The sequence below is a fragment of the Streptosporangium sp. NPDC002544 genome (genome assembly GCF_040295965.1).
GTDB lineage: Bacteria > Actinomycetota > Actinomycetes > Streptosporangiales > Streptosporangiaceae > Streptosporangium.
In genome coordinates, this window is record NZ_JBEOWJ010000011.1 from 200,816 (window position 1) to 220,068 (window position 19,253).

Below are 19,253 nucleotides of genomic sequence, written 5' to 3' on the forward strand. Positions count from 1 at the left end.
TCGGCAACAATAACGGCCATGCGGATCCCAGTACTCTTGTCTCATGACAAGCACCCCGTCTTTCCGTGAAGTCCTGGCCGAGCGCGTGATGGTCGCCGACGGGGCCATGGGGACGATGCTTCAGGCCCACGACGTCACCCTGGACGACTTCCAGGGCCACGAGGGCTGCAACGAGGTGCTCAATGTCACCCGCCCCGACATCGTCCGCGCCGTGCACGAGGCCTACTTCGAGGTGGGGGTCGACTGCGTCGAGACCAACACCTTCGGGGCCAACCTTTCGGCTCTCGGTGAATACGACATCTCCGAACGGGTCTTCGAGTACTCGGAGGCCGGTGCCCGCGTCGCCCGGCAGGCGGCCGACGCCTGGTCCACCCCCGAGCGGCCGCGCTTCGTGCTCGGCTCCATCGGCCCCGGCACCAAGCTCCCGACTCTCGGGCACAAGCCGTACGCCGTGCTGCGCGACGCCTACTACGACAACGCCGCGGGGCTGGTCGGCGGTGGCGCCGACGCCCTGATCATCGAGACCTCCCAGGATCTGCTCCAGGTCAAGGCGGCGGTGATCGGCGCACGCCGGGCCATCGCCGACGCCGGCCGGGACGTGCCGATCATCGCCCAGGTGACCATCGAGACCAACGGCGCGATGCTGCTGGGCTCGGAGATCGGCGCGGCACTGACCGCGATCGAGCCGCTCGGCGTCGACGTGATCGGCCTGAACTGCGCGACCGGTCCCGCCGAGATGAGCGAGCACCTCCGCTACCTGGCCCGCCACGCCCGGGTCCGCCTCTCGTGCATGCCCAACGCCGGACTGCCCGTGCTGACCTCCGATGGCGCCTACTACCCGCTGAGCCCCGAGGAACTGGCCTCGGCGCACGAGAACTTCACCCGCGACTACGGCCTCTCCCTCGTCGGCGGCTGCTGCGGTACCACGCCCGAGCACCTGCGCCGGGTCGTCGAGAGGGTACGCGGGCAGGAGACGGCCCCGCGCCGGCCCCGCCCCGAGGCCGGTGCCTCCTCTCTCTACCAGAGCGTCCCCTTCCGCCAGGACATCTCGTACATGGCCATCGGCGAGCGCACCAACGCCGTCGGTTCCAAGGCATTCCGGGAGGCGATGCTCGCCCAGGACTGGGAGGAGTGCGTGGAGATCGCGCGGGCGCAGGCCCGCGACGGCGCGCACATGCTCGACCTCTGCGTCGACTACGTGGGGCGCGACGGCGTGGCCGACATGAAGGAGCTGGCCTTCCGCTTCGCCACCGCCTCCACGCTGCCGATCGTCCTCGACTCCACCGAGCCCGCCGTGCTGGAGGCCGGGCTGCAGATGCTCGGCGGGCGCGCGGTCGTCAACTCGGTCAACTACGAGGAGGGCGACGGCGTCGAGTCGCGCTTCCACAGGAACATGACGCTGGTACGCGAGTACGGCGCGGCCGTGGTGGCCCTGACCATCGACGAGGAGGGCCAGGCGCGCACCGCCGACTGGAAGGTCCGGATCGCGCTGCGCCTCATCGAGGACCTGACCACGAAGTGGGGCATGAACGTCGAGGACATCCTCGTCGACGTGCTCACCTTCCCCATCGCCACCGGCCAGGAGGAGACCAGGCGCGACGCGCTGGAGTCGATCGAGGCGATCAAGGAAATCAAGCGGCACCACCCCGGGGTGCAGACGGTACTGGGCCTGTCGAACGTGTCGTTCGGTCTCAACCCCGCTGCCCGCATCGTGCTCAACTCGGTCTTCCTCAACGAGTGCGTCAACGCCGGCCTCGACGCGGCGATCGTGCACGCCTCCAAGATCCTGCCGATGGCGCGCATCCCCGAGGAGCAGCGCCAGGTCGCCCTGGACATGGTCTACGACCGGCGCAGGGAGGGTTACGACCCGCTGCAGCGGTTCATGGAGCTGTTCGACGGCGTCGACGCCGCGGCTCTCAAGGCGAGCAAGGCCGAGGAACTCGCCGCGCTGCCGCTGTGGGAGCGGCTCAAGCGCCGCATCGTCGACGGCGAGCGCAAGGGCCTGGAGGCCGACCTCGACGAGGCCCTCGCCCAGCGCCCCGCCCTGGAGATCGTCAACGACGTGCTGCTCGACGGCATGAAGACCGTCGGCGAGCTGTTCGGCTCCGGCCAGATGCAGCTGCCGTTCGTGCTCCAGTCGGCCGAGGTGATGAAGACCTCGGTCGCCTACCTGGAGCCGCACATGGACCGGGTCGAGGGCGAGACCAAGGGCCGCATCGTGCTCGCCACGGTCAAGGGCGACGTGCACGACATCGGCAAGAACCTGGTCGACATCATCCTCTCCAACAACGGCTACGAGGTCGTCAATCTCGGCATCAAGCAGCCGGTGTCGGTCATCCTGGAGGCCGCGGAGGAGAAGAAGGCCGATGTCATCGGCATGTCCGGGCTGCTGGTGAAGTCCACGGTGGTCATGAAGGAGAACCTGGAGGAGATGAACTCCAGGGGCATCTCCGACAGGTTCCCCGTGCTGCTCGGCGGGGCCGCGCTGACCCGTGCCTACGTCGAGCAGGACCTCGCGGAACTCTTCCAGGGCGAGGTCCGCTACGCCCGCGACGCCTTCGAGGGACTGCGCCTGATGGACGCCTTCATGGCGGTCAAGCGCGGCGAGAAGGGCGCGAGCCTGCCGCCGCTGCGCGAGCGCCGGGTCAAGACCGGAGCCACGCTGGTCAGGACGCCGGTGGAGGAGCTGCCGGCCCGCTCCGACGTGGCCGTCGACAACGTGGTGCCGGCGGCGCCCTTCCTCGGCGAGCGCGTCATCAAGGGCGTACCGCTCGCGGAGTACGCCGCGTTCCTTGACGAGCGGGCGACGTTCATGGGCCAGTGGGGCCTCAAGGCCGCCCGCGGTGGTGACGGGCCCTCTTACGAGGAACTGGTCGAGACCGAGGGCAGGCCGCGCCTGCGGATGTGGCTGGAGCGGATGCAGACCGAGGGCCTGCTGGAGGCGGCGGTCGTCTACGGCTACTTCCCGTGCGTCAGCGACGGCGACTCGCTGATCATCCTGGACGAGGGGGGCAACGAGCGCACCCGGTTCACCTTCCCGCGCCAGCGCCGCGACCGGCACCTGTGCCTGTCCGACTTCTTCCGCTCCAAGGACTCCGGTGAGGTCGACGTCGTCGCCTTCCAGGTCGCGACGATGGGCAACCGGGTCTCCGAGGCGGCGGCCGAGCTGTTCGCCAAGGACGCCTACCGCGACTACCTGGAGCTGCACGGTCTGTCGGTGCAGCTGACCGAGGCCCTGGCCGAGTACTGGCACGCGCGGGTGCGCACCGAACTGGGCATCGGCGGTGACGAGTCCCTGGAGGACATGCTCAAGGTCAACGTCACGGGCTGCCGCTACTCCTTCGGCTACCCGGCCTGCCCCAACCTGGAGGATCAGGTCCAGCTGATGGGGTTGCTCGACCCGTCCAGAATCGGTGTCGAGCTGTCCGAGGAGTTCCAGCTCCACCCCGAACAGTCGACGTCCGCGCTGATCGTCCATCACCCTGAGGCCAACTACTTCAACGTGTGACCGTCTGCCGGAAGGGCTACAAGGGTATGGAAGCGGTTCTCTTCGACATGGATGGGCTTCTCGTCGACAGCGAGAAGATCTGGTTCCAGGTCGAGACCGAGGTGATGGAGCGGCTCGGCGGCGAGTGGGGGGCCACCCACCAGGAGAACATGGTGGGCGGCTCGATGTCGGCGGCCGTGGCGTACATGCTCCGGGTCTCCGGCGGGAGCGCCGCTCCCGAGGAGGTGGAGAGCTGGATGGTGGAAGGCATGATCTCCAGGCTCGCCGGTGGTGTGGAGATGATGCCGGGCGCCGCCGAACTGCTGGCGGGGGTGCACGGGGAGGGCCTGGCCGCCGCCCTGGTCACCTCCTCGGCACGGCTGATCGCCGAGGCGTGCCTGCGGAGCATCGGCAGGCATCACTTCGACCACGTGGTCACCGGTGACGATGTCGCGAGGAGCAAGCCCGATCCCGAGCCCTACCTGACGGCGGCCCGTCTGCTGGGCGTGGATCCGGCCCGCTGCGTCGCGCTGGAGGATTCCCCGAATGGGGTGACATCGGCTACCGCGGCGGGCTGCCGGGTGGTGGCGGTGCCGAGCGTGCTGCCGATTCCCGGTGCGCCGGGCCGTCTTGTCGTCGAGTCGCTGCATGAGGTCGATGTGGAGGTCCTGCGCTCACTGTCCGCCGGTGCCCGCTGAGCGGCCCCGTCGTCCGGCGGATGGCATGAGGACGGCCGGTGCGCTCCTTTCGGGAGAGCGCCTGTTGGGGATCCTCCCTGATCTTTCATGCGATCCTGGCCGCACCCCCTAGGGGATGATCCCTCCTTGAGAAGGAGGGCCCGTCCCGATCCGACGTGCCAGGATGGATGTCGGATAGGTCAACATGAGGGGCGGTCCGCTGTGTCGTTCAATCAGATCGCGTGGTTGCCGCTCTGCGCCGGGGTCACCGGTGTGGGGCTGGTACTGAGTTTCCTGCTGATGCGGCGCCGTGGCGTCGCGGCGGGGTTACGCGCCGCGGCCTGGTCACTGCTACCCGTCGCCGCCTTTCTGACCGGCGCGCTTCCCACCCTGTGGCAGATCGGCACGGCGATCATCGGTTTCCTCACAGGTCTGGTGTTCAACCCCGTGGTGTGGTCCGGGGTGGCGGTGACCGGACTCGCCGTGGTGCTCTTCCTGGTCTCCGGGTTCCTGCGTGGCCGCCGCCTCAGGGCCGCGGCGTCCTCTGCGTCCTCAGCGCCCCCGGTGTCCTCCGCGCCCTCTGCGCCCGCCGTGGCAGCGGCGGGCCCCGGCGGACGGGGCGGGGCCGCGACGGCCGCCACGCAGCCGTTGCCCAAGCACAAGGCCGCGCCCGCGCCCGCCTCCGGGCCCGCCGCGAAGCCGGCCGCCGACGACGACTTCTCCGATATCGAGGACATCCTCAAGCGTCGCGGGATCGGGTGACGCTGAGTAATCGGCTCATTCCCATGTCACGAATCCAAGACAGAAGCGGAACGGCTTCCGGACATTAGCTCCAAGATCAGAACGAATGAATTTCACGTGAATCACAGTTAAGCCACATAGCGCCCCAGAGGACTGGTCAGCGCAGTTCAGCCCATAGATTCTGCGCACGGGGCCACGAACTACTGGCCCGTAGACTTACGGCGCGCTACCCGACCCGGGAAACGCGTCGACGGACAACGTCGTCTGGGATCCAGGGGGCCAACTGTATGACCGCACCGCTCGATGCCCCCGGTAAGACCACCGAGGTCTCACCGGAGGCAGTGCTCGCGGGAGCGGGCGTGAAGGCCGTCCAAGGCCGCTCGCTCGGGCAGATCGCATGGATGCATCTGAAACGCGACAAGGTCGCGCTCGTCGGTGCCGGCGTGGTCGTTCTGCTGATCGTCATTGCGATCTTCGCTCCGCTGATCGTGGGCCTGCTCGGCCACCCGCCGAACGAGTTCCACCAGGAGATGATCGACACCTCCACCATGACGCCCAAGGGCGGCACGGGCATCAGCGGGGAGTTCCTGTTCGGGGTGGAACCGGTCAACGGTCGTGACCTTTTCAGCAGGGTTATCTACGGAGCGCGGATCTCGCTGCTGATCGCGGTCCTCGCCACCCTGCTCTCGGTGGTCATCGGCACCGTCATGGGCGTGATGGCCGGTTACTTCGGTGGCTGGGCCGACACCCTGATCAGCCGCACGATGGACGTCTTCCTGGCCTTCCCCCTCCTTGTCTTCGCGATGGCCCTGGTCGGTGTCCTCGGCCAGTTCGAGCAGAGCCTCGGGGTGAAGGGCGACACGCTGCGCATCGGCCTGATGATCTTCGTGATCGGTTTCTTCAACTGGCCGTACATCGGCAGGATCATCCGAGGCCAGACACTGTCACTGCGGGAACGCGAATTCGTCGACGCCGCCCGTAGCCTGGGCGCCCGCGGACCGTACATCCTGTTCCGTGAGATCCTGCCGAATCTGATCGCGCCGATTCTTATCTACGCGACGTTGCTCATTCCGACGAATGTCATGTTCGAGGCGGCGCTCTCGTTCCTGGGAGTCGGTATCCAGGCGCCCACGGCGACCTGGGGAGGCATGATCTCGCAGGCGGTGAAGTTCTACAACGTGCCGCATTTCATGTTCTTCCCCGGTATGGCGATTTTCATCACGGTGCTGGCCTTCAACCTCTTCGGCGACGGGCTGCGCGATGCCCTCGACCCGAAATCGTCCCGCTGACCCTCAACCTCCCGTTCTCCTGGAATTAACAAGGGGTGCAAGTAAATGAACAAGAGATCCGCACTGGCCTTCGCGGCCGCGGGTGCCGCTCTCTCCCTGGGGCTCTCCGCCTGTGGCGGCGGCGGCAGCGAGACGAAGCCGGCCGATGGTTCGTCGGCCGCGCCGGCGGCCGCGGACGCGTTCAACGCCGGACTCGAGGCGGTGTTCAACCCTTCTGACAAGAAGGGGGGCGTCCTGAAGATGGCGATCTCCGAGGACTGGGACTCGATTGACCCCGGTGACACCTACTACGCGCTCTCCTGGAACCTTGTCCGGATCTACGGTCGTTCGCTGGTGACCTACACCCCGGCTCCCGGTGCCGAGGGCCGCAAGCTCTCCCCCGACCTGGCCGAGAGCCTGGGCGAGTCGAGTGACGGCGGCAAGACCTGGACCTACAAGCTCCGCGCCGGTCTGAAGTTCGAGGACGGCACGCCGATCACGTCCAAGGACGTCAAGTACGCGGTCCTGCGCTCCATGGACAAGGAGACGCTGGTCAACGGCCCGACGTACTTCAACGACTGGCTGGACCTGCCGAAGGACTTCAAGAGCGTCTACAAGACCCCGGACGTCAACACCGACTCCGCGATCGAGACGCCGGACGACCAGACGATCGTCTTCCACCTGAAGAAGGCCTACGGCGGCTTCGACAACTTCGCGGCCCTGCCCGGCACGATCCCGGTTCCCAAGGACAAGGACACCGGTGTCAAGTACCGCGAGCACCCGGTCGCCTCCGGTCCCTACAAGTTCGACAAGGTCGAGGCCGGCAAGCAGTACACCCTGGTCCGCAACGAGAACTGGGACCCGGCGACCGACCCGATCCGCAAGGCGCTGCCGGACAGCTACGAGATCTCCCTCGGCGTCAACGCCGACGACCTGGACAACCGGGTCCTCTCCGGCGACCTGCACATCGACCTCGCCGGCTCGGGCGTCCAGCCCGCCGCGCTCGGTCGCGTGCTGAGCGACCCGGCGCTGAAGGCCCGGGCGGACAACCCCACCGGCGCCCGCACCTGGTACACCTCGATCGTCTCCGACGTGGCCCCGCTGGACAACGTGGAGTGCCGCAAGGCGATCATCTACGGCGCCGACCGGGTGGGTCTGCAGAACGCCTACGGCGGCGAGTTCGCCGGCGGTGACATCGCGACCGGCCTGATGCCGCCGTCGATCGGCGGCTGGAAGAAGCTGGACCTCTACCCGACCGGCACCGGCGACGTGGAGAAGGCCAAGGCCGCGCTCGCCGCCTGTGGCAAGCCTGACGGCTTCGAGACCATCATGGCCTACCGCGCCGACCGTCCCAAGGAGAAGGCGACCGCCGAGTCGCTCCAGCAGGCGCTGGCCAAGGTCGGCATCAAGCTGGAGCTCAAGGGCTACCCCACCGGTGACTACTTCGCGCTCTACGCCGGCAAGCCGGACTTCGTGAAGAAGAACGGCATCGGCCTGGCCACCAACGGCTGGGGCGCCGACTGGAACGACGGCTTCGGCTTCATGTCGCAGATCGTCGACAGCCGTACCATCCGTGAGTCGGGTGGTAACTACAACATCAGCATCAAGGACAAGGAAATCGACGCGAAGATCGACCAGATCTTCACGGAGACCGATGTCGCCAAGCGTGACGCGCTCTGGGGCGAGATCGACCAGAGGGTCATGGAGCAGGCCTACGTGCTGCCCTCGGTCTGGTCCAAGGGTGTCCTCGTCCGCCCCCTGGGTGCGACGAACGTCTTCGTCACCGGCGCGTTCGACATGTACGACTACCTGAACCTGGGCGTCCAGTAACCGTCGGAAATCCTGTTCAGTTAGTCGAGGCTTGAAGGGGCCGGCCCACAAGGCCGGCCCCTGGAGCCGGGGGGACTGTGGTCACTTACATCATCCGGCGCCTGATCGGCGCGGTGCTCATGCTCGTCATCGTGAGCATGGTCACGTTCTCGATCTTCTTCGTGGTTCCCCGTATCGCGGGCGCCACGGCTGAGGACTTCGCCAGCCGTTACATGGGCAGATCCGCCGACGCGGAGATGATCGCGGTCACGGCGGAAAAACTCGGGTTCAACGATCCGATTCCCGTGCAGTACGGCCGCTGGATCTCAGGTGTCTTCGTCGGCTCGGAGTTCGACACCGGCGCCGCCATCGAGGAGTGCCCCGCTCCCTGTTTCGGTTACTCCTTCATCAAGAGGCAGCCGGTCTGGCCCGACCTGGTGGATCGCATCCCGGTGACCCTCTCGCTCGCCCTGGGCGCGTCGGTCATCTGGTTGCTCTGCGGCGTCGCGACAGGCGTGCTGTCCGCGCTGCGAAAAGGCACGGTCTTCGACCGGGCGGCGATGAGCATCGCGCTCGCCGGGGTCTCCCTGCCGGTCTTCTTCACCGGCATCGTCTCCCTCGTCGTCTTCAGCTACGGGTTAGGTATCACCGCGCCGGGCGGCAGCTTCACGCCGTTCCTGGAGAATCCAGCGGAATGGGCCTACAACCTCCTCCTGCCATGGATCACCCTCGCATTCCTCTACGCCGCGTCCTATGCGCGTCTGACCAGGGCGGGAATGCTGGAGACCATGAGCGAGGACTACATCCGCACGGCCAGGGCCAAGGGCATGCAGGAGTCCAGGGTGGTCGTCAAGCACGGCCTGCGCGCCGCGCTGACCCCCATCCTGACGATCTTCGGTCTGGACCTCGGCCTGCTGCTCGGCGGCGCGGTGCTCACCGAGAGCACGTTCTCGCTGAAGGGCATCGGTGACTACGCCGTCCAGGCCATCGTGACGAACGACCTTCCGAAGATCATGGGTGTCACCATGGTCGCGGCGCTCTTCGTCGTGCTGGCCAGTCTGATCGTCGACCTGCTGTACGCGGTGGTCGACCCGAGGGTGAGGCTGGGATGAGCGCTCCGTCGAGCTTTCTCGAACTGAGGGACCTGCGGATCCACTTTCCGACGGACGACGGCCTGGTCAAGTCCGTCGACGGGCTCTCCTTCCAGCTGGAGCGCGGCAAGACGCTCGGCATCGTGGGCGAGTCCGGATCCGGCAAGAGCGTCACCTCGCTGGGCATCCTCGGCCTGCACAAGGGCGGCCGGGCGAAGATCTCCGGTGAGATCTGGCTGGACGGCGAGGAACTCGTCACCGCCTCCGCCGACCACGTCCGGACGTTGCGCGGCAAGAAGATGGCGATGATCTTCCAGGATCCGCTCTCGGCGATGCACCCCTTCTACACGGTGGGCGCGCAGATCGTGGAGGCCTACCGGATCCACCACCAGGTCAGCAAGAAGGTCGCGCGCAAGCACGCCATCGACATGCTGGGCCGGGTGGGCATCCCGCAGCCGGAAAAGCGCGTCGACAGCTATCCGCACGAGTTCTCCGGCGGCATGCGCCAGCGCGCGATGATCGCCATGGCGCTCTCCTGCGACCCGGAACTGCTGATCGCGGACGAGCCGACCACGGCTCTCGACGTGACGGTCCAGGCACAGATCCTGGACCTGATGCGCGACCTGCAGCGTGACTTCAATGCCGCGCTGATCGTCATCACCCACGACCTGGGTGTCGTCGCGGAGCTGTCGGACGACATCCTGGTGATGTACGGCGGGAAGGGCATCGAGTACGGCACGGCGGAGGACATCTTCGAGCGGCCCGAACATCCCTACACGTGGGGCCTGCTGGGATCGATGCCACGTCTGGACCGGGAGCGGACCGAGCGGCTGATGCCGATCAAGGGCACTCCCCCCTCGCTGATCAACGTGCCCACCGGGTGCGCCTTCCACCCGCGCTGCGCCTATGCCGACCGCACCGGAGGGAAGTCGAACACCGAGGTGCCCGAGCTGCTCGAGAGCGACGGTGGCCATCTGGTCCGGTGCCACCTGCCCTACGAGGTCAGGCGGGACATCTGGGAGAACGAGATCAAAGTGAACCTGGAGTCCTCGTGAGCGAGCGAGACGCGCGTTCGACGAACGGAAAGTCTGTGACCGAGCCAATTCTGTCAGTGCAAGGGCTGGAGAAGCACTTCCCAGTCACCAAGGGCCTGCTCAAACGCCAGGTCGGTGCGGTCAAAGCGGTCGACGGGATCAGCTTCGACGTCCTCAAGGGGGAGACCCTCGGCCTGGTGGGCGAGTCCGGCTGTGGCAAGACCACGACGGGTCGCATGATCACCAGGCTCATCGAGCCGACCGGCGGGAAGGTCGTCTTCGAGGGCCACGACATCACTCACATGTCGCAGTCCAAGATCAGGCCACTCCGGCGCGACATGCAGATCATCTTCCAGGACCCCTACTCCTCGCTCAACCCCCGCCACACGGTCGGCGCCATCGTCGGTGCGCCGTTCCGTATCCAGGGGATCAAGACCGAACAGGGGATCAAGAAGGAAGTCCAGGACATCCTCGCCCTGGTCGGTCTCAACCCCGAGCACTACAACCGTTACCCGCACGAGTTCTCCGGTGGCCAGCGCCAGCGCATCGGCATCGCCCGCACGCTCGCGCTCAAGCCCAAGCTCATCGTCGCCGACGAGCCGGTGTCCGCGCTGGACGTGTCGATCCAGGCCCAGGTCGTCAATCTTCTGGAAGACCTGCAGAACGAGCTCGACCTGACCTACGTGGTCATCGCGCACGACCTGTCGGTGGTCCGGCACATCAGCGACCGGGTCGCGGTCATGTATCTCGGCAAGATCGTCGAGCTGGCGGACCGTAAGAGCCTGTACGAGTCGCCCATGCACCCCTACACCACCGCGCTGATGTCCGCGGTCCCCATCCCGGACGTCAAGCGGCGTGAGGGGCGCGAGCGCATCCGCCTCCAGGGCGACGTGCCCAGCCCGCTCAACCCCCCGCCGGCCTGTCGCTTCCACACCCGGTGCTGGAAGGCCCAGGAGATCTGCAAGACCGTGGAACCGCCGCTGGCAGAGCTGGCGGCGGGCCACCAGGTGGCCTGTCACTTCCCGGAGAACGCCCCCAAGGAGCAGCCGCCCCTGCAGGCCGTCTCGGACTGACCGATCCCGGCCCAGGCCCGCGCACTCGCCGTGGTGACGGCCGGTGCGCGGGCGCGCCCGTTCGCGCCGGGTGCCGGGTCAGGGAGGCGAGCCGGGGGTGATCAGACCGGTCTCGTAGGCGAGGACGACGGCCTGGACGCGGTCGCGCAGGCTCAGCTTGGTGAGCACGTTGCCGACGTGGGTCTTGACCGTCGTCTCGCTCACCACCAGCTCGGCGGCGATCTCCGCGTTGGACATGCCCTTGGCGATCAGCTTGAGCACCTCCAGCTCACGCTCGGTCAGCCGCTCCAGGCGAGTGGGGGTGGACTGCCGGTGGGTCGGCAGGTGTGCGCCGAACTTGTCCAGCAGCCGCCTGGTGATGCTCGGCGCGACGATGGCGTCGCCGGCCGCCACCACCCGGATGGCCTGGACCAGTTCCTCCGGCGGGACGTCCTTCAGCAGGAAGCCGCTGGCTCCGGCGCGCAGCGCCTCCACGATGTACTCGTCCAGGTCGAAGGTCGTCAGCACCAGCACCCGGGGCACGTGCGCACCTCCGGCGGCCTCCCGTACGATCCGGCGGGTCGCCTCGATGCCGTCCACGCCCGGCATCCGGATGTCCATCAACACCACGTCGGGCAGCAGTGCCCGCGACTGGTCCTGCGCGGCCTTGCCGTCCCCCGCCTCACCGACCACGGTGAGGTCGGGTTCGGCCTCGAGGATCAGGCGGAAACCAGTGCGCAGGAGTGGCTGGTCGTCCACCAGCAGCACTCTGATCGTCATCATGTGTCCTTGAGGGGGAACCGGGCATCAACCTCGAATCCGCCCTCGGGACGTGGGCCGATCCTCAGAAGTCCACCATAGAGGGCAACGCGTTCGCGGATGCCCACCAGTCCGTGACCGGTCGCCCCCGCGCTCGTTTCGCCCGCTTTCTGGCCGAGGCCGTCGTCGGTGACCCGCACGGCCAGCTCGCCTGACTCGTGCCGCACCGTCACCCAGGCTCGTGCCTGCGGCCCCGCGTGCCGCAGGCTGTTGGTCAGGGCCTCCTGCACCAGCCTGTACGCGGCCAGGTCGACCCCGGGCGGCAGCGCCTCCGCGGCCCCGCGCTCGTCCTCGATCCACAGCTGTGTCCGCAGCCCCGCCTCGCGCATCTGGTCGACCAGGGCGGGAATCTCACGCATCCCCGGCTGCGGATTGCGCTCGGCGGGCGCCGCGTCGGTTCTGAGCACGCCCACGAGGCTGCGCATCTCCGACATCGCGGTCCGGCCAAGCTCCTCGATCGCCGACAGGGCCTCCCGGGCACCTTCGGGGTTTCCGGCCAGCACCCGGCGTGCCGCGGCGGCCTGGACGGTCATCACGCTCACGTGATGGGCCACCACGTCGTGCAGCTCACGGGCGATGCGGGAGCGCTCCTCGGCCCTGGCCGCCCGGGTGTCGGCCTCCCGGATGTGCTCCATGCGCCGTGCCCGGTCGTGCAGCTCCGCCTGGTAGGCCCGGCGCAGCCGCACGTTCCGGCCGGCGATCCACAGGGAGACGGTGAAGACGACCATCAGCAGGTGGGTGCTCCACTCGCCAAGCCCGCCACCGGCCGCCGCAGACAGGAAGTGGCCGGCCAGGGCCAGCGCGGGAGCGCACAGGCTGACCGCCAGGCCGCGCCGGACGGCGATCGTGTAGACCAGCACCAGGGCGGCGAGCCAGAGCAGGGAGGGGTTCCGTCCCGCCGCGGCCAGCGTGATCTCGATCAGGCAGACCAGGCAGAGCAGCAGGAAAGGCCAGTGGCGGCGCAGCGCCACCGACAGGCAGCCGGTCACGATCAGGCCGAGGCTCATCGCGTCCGGCTCCCCGAGACCGGCCGGATCGCCGAAAACCTGGGCGACGTGGGCGAAGGGAACCGAGGCGGCCGCCAGCGCCCCCCCGAGGAGCAGATCAGGGATCAGCGGATGCCCGCGGAACCAGGCCCGCAGGCTACCGATGGTGTTGCGCACACAACCAACTTAGGTGCCCTTCCTGCCCAGCCACCCTGCCACAGGCGGATATCACCCTCATCCCCACGTAGGACAGTGTTCAATTGCGACGCTGGCGCGTCGCGGTGAGGCCGCTCTTGTCCGGCTCCTTCCCTCGTCGAACGGGGCCGTTCGTTCCTCACGCCCCCGCTCTCCTCAGTCCAGTCCCCGGCGCGGCCTCACGGAAGTTCCCAAAGGTCAGATCACGGGCACATCCCAGGGATGCTTCCTGGGGCGGGTCAACGGCGCCTCTTGTGACGTTAGGCGGGTCCAAGCGGCCGAACCGCGACGCGCAGTGTCGCGATCGACACAGCCGCTACAGCTCGTCGGTGGCGGCCCTTGAGGTCTTGGCAGGACGGCGGTTGCTGCGGACGGTGTCGCCTGGCTGGCGCTCGGGCACCGGCGGGGGAGTGCCGCCGAACTCCGGGCACAGGTCCTTGTAGCTGCACCAGCCGCACAGTCTGCTGGGCCTGGCCCGCCACTCACCCGTCTCCAGCGCCCGCTCGATGGCCTGCCACAGGGCCTGGACCTTCCTCTCGGTGGCCAGCAGGTCGGCCTCGTCGGGTGCGTAGCGCAGGACCTCGCCGCCACCTCCCAGATACATCAGCTGGAGCAGGCGGGGCACCGAGCCGCGCAGCCGCCACAGCACCAGCGCGTAGAATTTCATCTGGAACAGCGCCTTGGCCTCGAAGGCGGGCCCCGGGGCGCTGCCGGTCTTGTAGTCGACGACGCGGACCTCGCCGCTGGGCGCCACGTCCAGCCTGTCGATGTAGCCTCGCAGCATCAGGCCGCTGCCGAGCACCGCCTCCACGTAGAGCTCCCGCTCGGCGGGCTCCAGGCAGGTGGGGTCCTCAAGGGTGAAGTAACTTTCCAGCATGACGCGGGCCTGGGCCAGCCACTCGGCACGGTCGTCGTCACCGGTGAACATGCCGGCATACGAAGGATCCTCCTGCTGCAGCCGGTGCCACTGCGGCTCCAACAGGTCCTGGGCCGCGGCGACCGTGCGATCGGGGGCGGGCAGGTCGTACAGCCGTTCCAGCACGGAGTGGACCATCGTGCCGCGCACGGCGGCCGGCGACGGAGGCTCGGGGAGCCTGTCGATCACCCGGAAACGGTAGAGCAGCGGGCACGTCATGAAGTCACCCGCCCGCGACGGCGACAGGGCTCCGATGATCGTGGGCTCGGTCAGCGACATGACCGCACTGTAGGTCACAGTGACGACAGTTTGCGCCCGAGGTGCCCTCGTGGCGTCTGCCGGGGGTCCGGTGGCGCGTACCATCGAGGCTTGAGGGCGGATTGAACACAGGTTGAACGAGGAGTGGTGAGCCAGCGGTGAGCAGCGACAGCCCACGCCGGGACAGTTCAGGGCTGCGGATGGGCCGGCCGTTCGGCATTCCGGTCTACGTCTCGCCGACCTGGCTCATCGTGGCGGCGTTCATCACCTACTCGTTCCAGGGCGTGGTGGCCTACTGGCTGCCCGAACTGAGCATCCCGATCACGTACGTCGTCGCGTTCGTCTTCGCGGTGCTGCTGTACGTCTCGGTGCTCCTGCACGAGCTGGCGCACTGCGTGGTCGCCAGGATGTACGGCCTGCCGGTCCGGCGCATCACGCTCTACCTGCTCGGCGGCGTCTCGGAGATCGAACGCGAGCCGGAGACGCCCGGCCGGGAGTTCATGGTGGCCTTCGCGGGCCCCCTGCTCTCGCTCGGCCTGGCCGGGCTCGGTTTCGCCGCCTCCCGGGTCATCGACCCCGGAACGATCCCCGGCGTCCTGGTCTTCCAGCTCTGGTTCGCCAACCTGATCGTCGGTGTCTTCAACATGCTGCCGGGGTTGCCGCTCGACGGGGGGCGCATGCTCCGCGCGGGCGTCTGGAAGATCACCCGCAAGCCCGGTACGGGCACGATCGCCGCGGCCTGGGCGGGCCGGGGGCTGGCCGTGGCCCTGGTCGCGATCCCCATCGGGCTGGCGCTGGCGACCAGGTCGGCGCCGGACATGACGTTCGCCTGGTCGGTGCTGCTGGCCGCCTTCATCTGGTTCGGTGCCACCCAGGCGCTGCGCGGTGCCCGGGTGCGCGCCCGCATCCCCAAGGTCAACGCCCGTGCCCTGGCCAGGAGGGCCATCGCGGTCACCGGTGACGTGCCGCTGGCCGAGGCCCTGCGCCGGGCGGCGGAGGCGCAGGCGGGGGCGATGGTGGTCGTCGACCATGAGGGCCACCCCACGGGCATCGTCAACGAGGTCGCGGTGGAGGCCACTCCGGAGAGCCGCCGTCCCTGGGTGACGACGGGTTCGCTCTCGCGCAGCCTCGAACCGTCACTGGTGCTGGCCGCCGACCTGGAGGGGGAGCCGTTGATCGACGCCATGCGTGAATCCCCGGCGGGTGAGTATCTCCTGGTGGAGCGTGGTGGCGAGATCTTCGGTGTGCTCGCGACGTCTGACGTGAATCGAGTGTTCAGCGGAGTTTAAGCGAACTACATGTCACTTGCAGGCGTCTCACTGAATACTCGCCGAAGACAGGACGATCAGAGAAAATCATCCCTGTTTGTCCTACTCGTTTTCGGCTCGTACCAGGACTAGGGTTTTGGCTAGTGAACTGGCTGGCCATGTAGCTTAAGGGACGTCAATTGGCACCCCCCCACACGCCGGCTCCGGCCGGCGATCTGACGCCGGATCTCCTCGGCGCGCCCGAATGGACCGACCAGATGGTCGCCGCCGCGGGCATACCCATGTACGACATCCCGTTCCTCACGGTCGGTGGCGGCATGGGCTCCTTCGTGACGCTCGACTATCTGAGGATCTACGGCGTCCCCACCTCGCAGATGCGGGTGGTCTCCAATATCGATCACCCATGGCAGACCTACGAGTTCCTCACCAGGTGCTCGCAGATCCCCCGTGGGGAGCGGATCCGCTCCGACTCCTCCTCTCGCCCGGACAACCTGTGGGGGTTCCCCTCCTACGCCCTGGAAGAGGCGTGGAAGGAGAAGAAACCGTCGTACCTGTGGCAGATCCTCACCGAACCGCTCCTGAACGACTACTGGACCCCGCGCGCGGGCACGGTCTTCGAGAACCTGGAGCGCGAGGCCAAACGCATCAACTACTGGGACATGCTGGTCAAGGGACAGGTGCGGATGGTCCGCCGCCGGGCCGGCGGCGGCTACTTCACGGTGGTCACCCCGCCGGACGGCGCGGCGGCGACCAAGCGCATCATCTTCCGCTCGCGCTTCGTGCACATCGCGATCGGCTACCCGGGCCTGAAGTTCCTGCCCGACCTGCAGGAGTTCCGGACCAAGCACGGTGACTACCAGCACGTCGTCAACGCCTACGAGCCGCATGAGCAGGTCTACGAGTTCCTGAAGACCAGGCCGGGCACCGTGGTCATTCGCGGCGGTGGCATCGTCGCCTCCCGGGTGCTCCAGCGGCTGTTCGACGACCGGGAGCGGTACGGCCTGCAGACCCAGATCATCCACATCTTCCGCACGTTCGTCAGCGGCTCCCACGGCCCGCACATCTGGTCACGCCGCAAGGGCGGGGACGGCTGGGCCTACCAGGGCTTCAACTACCCCAAGTCGGTGTGGGGCGGCCAGCTCAAGGCGCAGATGCGCAAGCTCGAGGGCAGCGACCGGGCGAAGAAGTACAAGCAGATGGGCGGCACCAACACCCCCTACCGGCGACGCTGGCAGGAGCAGATGCGCGCGGGGCGCAGGGGCGGCTACTACCACCCCGTGCAGGGCACCGTCGACCGTGTGGAGCACAGCCAGGACGGGCGGCTGGTCAGCTACGTGCGCAGCAGCGACGGCATCGTCCGCGAGCCGGTCTCCGACTACATCATCGACTGCACCGGCCTGGAGGCCGACATCGCCGAGCACCGGATCTTCGCGGACCTGCTCCAGCACGGTGGGGCGTTCCGCAATCCGGTGGGCAGGCTCGAGGTGGAGCGCCACTTCGAGGTGAAGGGGACGGCCAATGGCGACGGTGCCCTCTACGCCTCGGGGTCGGCCACGCTCGGAGGCTACTTCCCGGGGGTCGACACCTTCCTCGGCCTGCAGATCGCGGCTCAGGAGATAGCCGACGATCTGGCAAGACGGGGGTTCGTCAAAAAGATGGGACCGCTGCGCTCGACCTCGCAGTGGTTCAAATGGGCCTTCAACTCGTCGGTGTAAGGAGTAGTCCCCCGTGGTTCCGACTCTGTGGGGCCGTATTCAGACGCGCCTCTTCATGCTCGCCACCGTTGGCGCGATCATCACCCTGCTGATCGTGCCGGTGCTTCCCGGCTCCTCCGGGCCGCTCTCCGAGCGCTACGTCAACGGGTTCCTGGTCCTCGCGGCGGTAGCTGTGCTGGGGATCGTCTGGGAGCTGATATATCACTTCCTGATGCAGTTCAGATGGGAGAAGGACTGGCCGACCCTCTTCGGTCTGCTGACGCTCGTGCCCGAAGGCCTTGTGCTGTACTTTTTGCTACGGTCCGGTGCAGTCGATGTTATCGATCCGGTTCCGCCGGCCGCCTTCTGGACGCACTTCACGGTCGTCTGGGTATGCATCTGGCTGGTGACGAACGGCCCCATGCGGGTGCCGTTCATCCGGTGGCGTTTCCGGGGAGGGAGAGTTCTGTGACCGACCAGGGCTTCGGGGTGGTGCGTCCGCTTCCGGGCAACGGGCTGGTGGCCCATGTGGGCGGCCTGCTGCTGGTGTGCGACGCGGCCGAGGCCGTCGTTGAGGATCTGCTGGGGGCGCTGCGGGAGACCGCGGCCTCGGGCGGCGACGGCCGGTCGCTGGCCCGCCGGGTCGCCCAGATCCTCGCCGTCGTGATAGGCGAGCCGGTGGCCTGTGCCGTCGCCGGTCCGGTCAGCGGGGGAGTGGCCGTCCTGGTCAGCGGCCCGGCGTTCGCGGCGGTGACCGGCGCGGCCGGTGAGATCCAGCTCGCCGGACGTGACGCGCTCACCTGGTCCGACCGTTTGGTTCCCGGCCCGGTGACCCGGGTGGAGCTGAGCCTGCCCGACGCCGGGGCCGCGCACCCGCTGTCCCGGCTGGACGCCGGAGTGATCGTCGCGGGCGGCGTCTGGTGCGACCTGACGGAGGCGGGGGCAGCCCCGCAGGCCATGCCGCGGATGGAGCCCGCCGCGTCACAGGCCCACCAGGCGCCCCGGATGGAGCCCGTGGCCCCCGCGCCCACCCCGATGCCCGCGCCACCCGAGCGGCCGACCTCCCCCGAGTGGTCGGCCCTCCCGGAGGGCGCCCCGCCGGCGCCCTACCCCCTGGGCCCGGCCGAGCCCTATCCGATGGGCCCGGCGGATCCCTATCCGCCGGTCACCGCCCCGCCGCCGATGGAGCCGCAGCCACAGGCGTGGCACTCCGAGCCGATCCCCGCGGCCTCTCCGCAGGGGCCGATGCCCTCCACCGGACCGGCCCCCGCGATGGTCCACCATGAAGAGGTCCGTCACGAGAACATCGACACGGCCAGGGCCAGCGGGATGGGCGGGGATCCCGTCGACGTCCGCGACCAGCCGTTCGAGTACGAGTTGCTGACGCCTGGCGGTTCACAGTCCGGGGCCGAGTCTCCGGCGCCCGCGCCGAACTCCGGGGCCGAACCCGAGGCGCGGCCGCTGGTCTACGGGGTCGACTGCAAGAACGACCACTTCAATGACCCTCGCGTGCCCTACTGCGCGGTCTGCGGTATCGCGCTGGTCCAGCGCACCCTCGTTCCCTACAAGGGGCCGCGCCCGCCGCTGGGGGTCCTGCTCCTGGACGACGGCCTCACGCTGCGGCTCGACACCGACTATCTGGTGGGCCGCGACCCCGAGCGGGCACCGGAGGTGGCCGACGGCTCCGTGCGCCCGGCCAAGGTCACCAGCCCCGACGGCTCGGTCTCCCGCCGGCATCTGCGGGTGGCGCTGGACGGCTGGGACGTCAACCTGGTCGATCTGGGATCTGTCAACGGCACCCAGATCCAGCCGCCCGGTGACCCCAACTTCTACGACATCCCGCCGAACGAGCCGGTTACGATCATGCCCGGCACCACCGTGCGGATCGGTGTCTCGCGCACCATGCGCTACGAGTCACACCGCAACCGCTGAGAACGCCTTTCGCCGTCCTGGCGGTT

15 protein-coding genes are annotated in these 19,253 nt (G+C 68.2%); 12 read left to right on the forward strand and 3 right to left on the reverse strand.

Features of this window, described 5'->3' with window-relative positions; translation table 11 throughout:
- The first annotated feature begins 43 nt into the window (after positions 1–43).
- The 8 genes from metH (at position 44) to ABT061_RS19265 (ending at position 11,180) form a co-directional block, all read left to right on the forward strand.
- On the forward strand, positions 44–3,508 hold the full coding sequence (metH, locus tag ABT061_RS19230) for a methionine synthase (RefSeq protein WP_350919175.1): 3,465 nt from the start codon (positions 44–46) through the stop codon (positions 3,506–3,508).
- 26 nt (positions 3,509–3,534) lie between these two features.
- The gene (locus tag ABT061_RS19235; RefSeq protein WP_350919178.1) at positions 3,535–4,185 is read left to right on the forward strand and encodes an HAD family hydrolase; all 651 of its coding nucleotides are present in this window, start codon (positions 3,535–3,537) and stop codon (positions 4,183–4,185) included.
- Positions 4,186–4,386: 201 nt separating this feature from the next.
- A complete protein-coding gene (locus ABT061_RS19240) occupies positions 4,387–4,926 on the forward strand; it encodes a cellulose synthase (protein WP_350919181.1) in 540 nt (179 codons plus the stop codon).
- 266 nt (positions 4,927–5,192) lie between these two features.
- Positions 5,193–6,194 (forward strand): ABC transporter permease, encoded by a 1,002-nt coding sequence (locus tag ABT061_RS19245; protein ID WP_350919184.1) that lies wholly within the window; start codon positions 5,193–5,195, stop codon positions 6,192–6,194.
- Positions 6,195–6,239: 45 nt separating this feature from the next.
- Positions 6,240–8,003 carry an ABC transporter substrate-binding protein gene (locus ABT061_RS19250; RefSeq protein WP_350919186.1) on the forward strand — a complete coding sequence of 588 codons (1,764 nt, stop codon included), beginning with the start codon at positions 6,240–6,242 and terminating at the stop codon, positions 8,001–8,003.
- Positions 8,004–8,080: 77 nt separating this feature from the next.
- The gene (locus tag ABT061_RS19255) at positions 8,081–9,094 is read left to right on the forward strand and encodes an ABC transporter permease (protein WP_350919189.1); all 1,014 of its coding nucleotides are present in this window, start codon (positions 8,081–8,083) and stop codon (positions 9,092–9,094) included.
- On the forward strand, positions 9,091–10,128 hold the full coding sequence (locus ABT061_RS19260) for an ABC transporter ATP-binding protein (protein WP_350919192.1): 1,038 nt from the start codon (positions 9,091–9,093) through the stop codon (positions 10,126–10,128). The genes ABT061_RS19255 and ABT061_RS19260 overlap by 4 nt, the downstream gene beginning before the upstream one ends.
- A 35-nt stretch (positions 10,129–10,163) precedes the next feature.
- Positions 10,164–11,180 (forward strand): ABC transporter ATP-binding protein, encoded by a 1,017-nt coding sequence (locus tag ABT061_RS19265; RefSeq protein WP_350919195.1) that lies wholly within the window; start codon positions 10,164–10,166, stop codon positions 11,178–11,180.
- A 78-nt stretch (positions 11,181–11,258) separates the two neighbouring features.
- Here the strand turns inward: ABT061_RS19265 and ABT061_RS19270 are convergent, their stop codons facing one another.
- The 3 genes from ABT061_RS19270 to ABT061_RS19280 form a co-directional block, all read right to left on the reverse strand.
- Positions 11,259–11,939: a response regulator gene (locus ABT061_RS19270; RefSeq protein ID WP_350919440.1), complete on the reverse strand. Its 681-nt coding sequence runs from the start codon at positions 11,937–11,939 to the stop codon at positions 11,259–11,261.
- The gene (locus ABT061_RS19275) at positions 11,939–13,141 is read right to left on the reverse strand and encodes a sensor histidine kinase (RefSeq protein WP_350919198.1); all 1,203 of its coding nucleotides are present in this window, start codon (positions 13,139–13,141) and stop codon (positions 11,939–11,941) included. Before ABT061_RS19275 ends, ABT061_RS19270 begins: the two co-directional genes overlap by 1 nt.
- Positions 13,142–13,475: 334 nt before the next feature.
- Complete coding sequence (locus ABT061_RS19280) at positions 13,476–14,354, reverse strand: RecB family exonuclease (protein ID WP_350919201.1); 879 nt, start codon at positions 14,352–14,354, stop codon at positions 13,476–13,478.
- A gap of 179 nt (positions 14,355–14,533) precedes the next feature.
- Here ABT061_RS19280 and ABT061_RS19285 point away from each other — a divergent pair, with 179 nt between their 5' ends.
- The 4 genes from ABT061_RS19285 to ABT061_RS19300 all read left to right on the forward strand — a co-directional run bounded on the left by ABT061_RS19285 (position 14,534) and on the right by ABT061_RS19300 (position 19,227).
- Positions 14,534–15,622, forward strand: coding sequence for a site-2 protease family protein (locus ABT061_RS19285; RefSeq protein ID WP_350919443.1), 1,089 nt, complete (start codon positions 14,534–14,536; stop codon positions 15,620–15,622).
- A gap of 158 nt (positions 15,623–15,780) precedes the next feature.
- Complete coding sequence (locus tag ABT061_RS19290) at positions 15,781–17,316, forward strand: hypothetical protein (RefSeq protein ID WP_350919204.1); 1,536 nt, start codon at positions 15,781–15,783, stop codon at positions 17,314–17,316.
- Between the two features lie 13 nt (positions 17,317–17,329).
- The gene (locus tag ABT061_RS19295) at positions 17,330–17,767 is read left to right on the forward strand and encodes a hypothetical protein (protein WP_350919207.1); all 438 of its coding nucleotides are present in this window, start codon (positions 17,330–17,332) and stop codon (positions 17,765–17,767) included.
- Positions 17,764–19,227 (forward strand): FHA domain-containing protein, encoded by a 1,464-nt coding sequence (locus ABT061_RS19300; protein WP_350919210.1) that lies wholly within the window; start codon positions 17,764–17,766, stop codon positions 19,225–19,227. The genes ABT061_RS19295 and ABT061_RS19300 overlap by 4 nt, the downstream gene beginning before the upstream one ends.
- Positions 19,228–19,253: the final 26 nt, after the last annotated feature.

Excerpts from the sequence above, each read along its gene's own strand:
- metH (WP_350919175.1), top strand. The coding sequence starts at position 44 with ATGACAAGCACCCCGTCTTTCCGTGAAGTCCTGGCCGAGCGCGTGATG.
- ABT061_RS19235 (WP_350919178.1), top strand. The coding sequence starts at position 3,535 with ATGGAAGCGGTTCTCTTCGACATGGATGGGCTTCTCGTCGACAGCGAG.
- ABT061_RS19245 (WP_350919184.1), top strand. The coding sequence starts at position 5,193 with ATGACCGCACCGCTCGATGCCCCCGGTAAGACCACCGAGGTCTCACCG.
- ABT061_RS19250 (WP_350919186.1), top strand. The coding sequence starts at position 6,240 with ATGAACAAGAGATCCGCACTGGCCTTCGCGGCCGCGGGTGCCGCTCTC.
- ABT061_RS19260 (WP_350919192.1), top strand. The coding sequence starts at position 9,091 with ATGAGCGCTCCGTCGAGCTTTCTCGAACTGAGGGACCTGCGGATCCAC.
- ABT061_RS19270 (WP_350919440.1), bottom strand. The coding sequence starts at position 11,939 with ATGACGATCAGAGTGCTGCTGGTGGACGACCAGCCACTCCTGCGCACT.
- ABT061_RS19280 (WP_350919201.1), bottom strand. The coding sequence starts at position 14,354 with ATGTCGCTGACCGAGCCCACGATCATCGGAGCCCTGTCGCCGTCGCGG.
- ABT061_RS19285 (WP_350919443.1), top strand. The coding sequence starts at position 14,534 with ATGGGCCGGCCGTTCGGCATTCCGGTCTACGTCTCGCCGACCTGGCTC.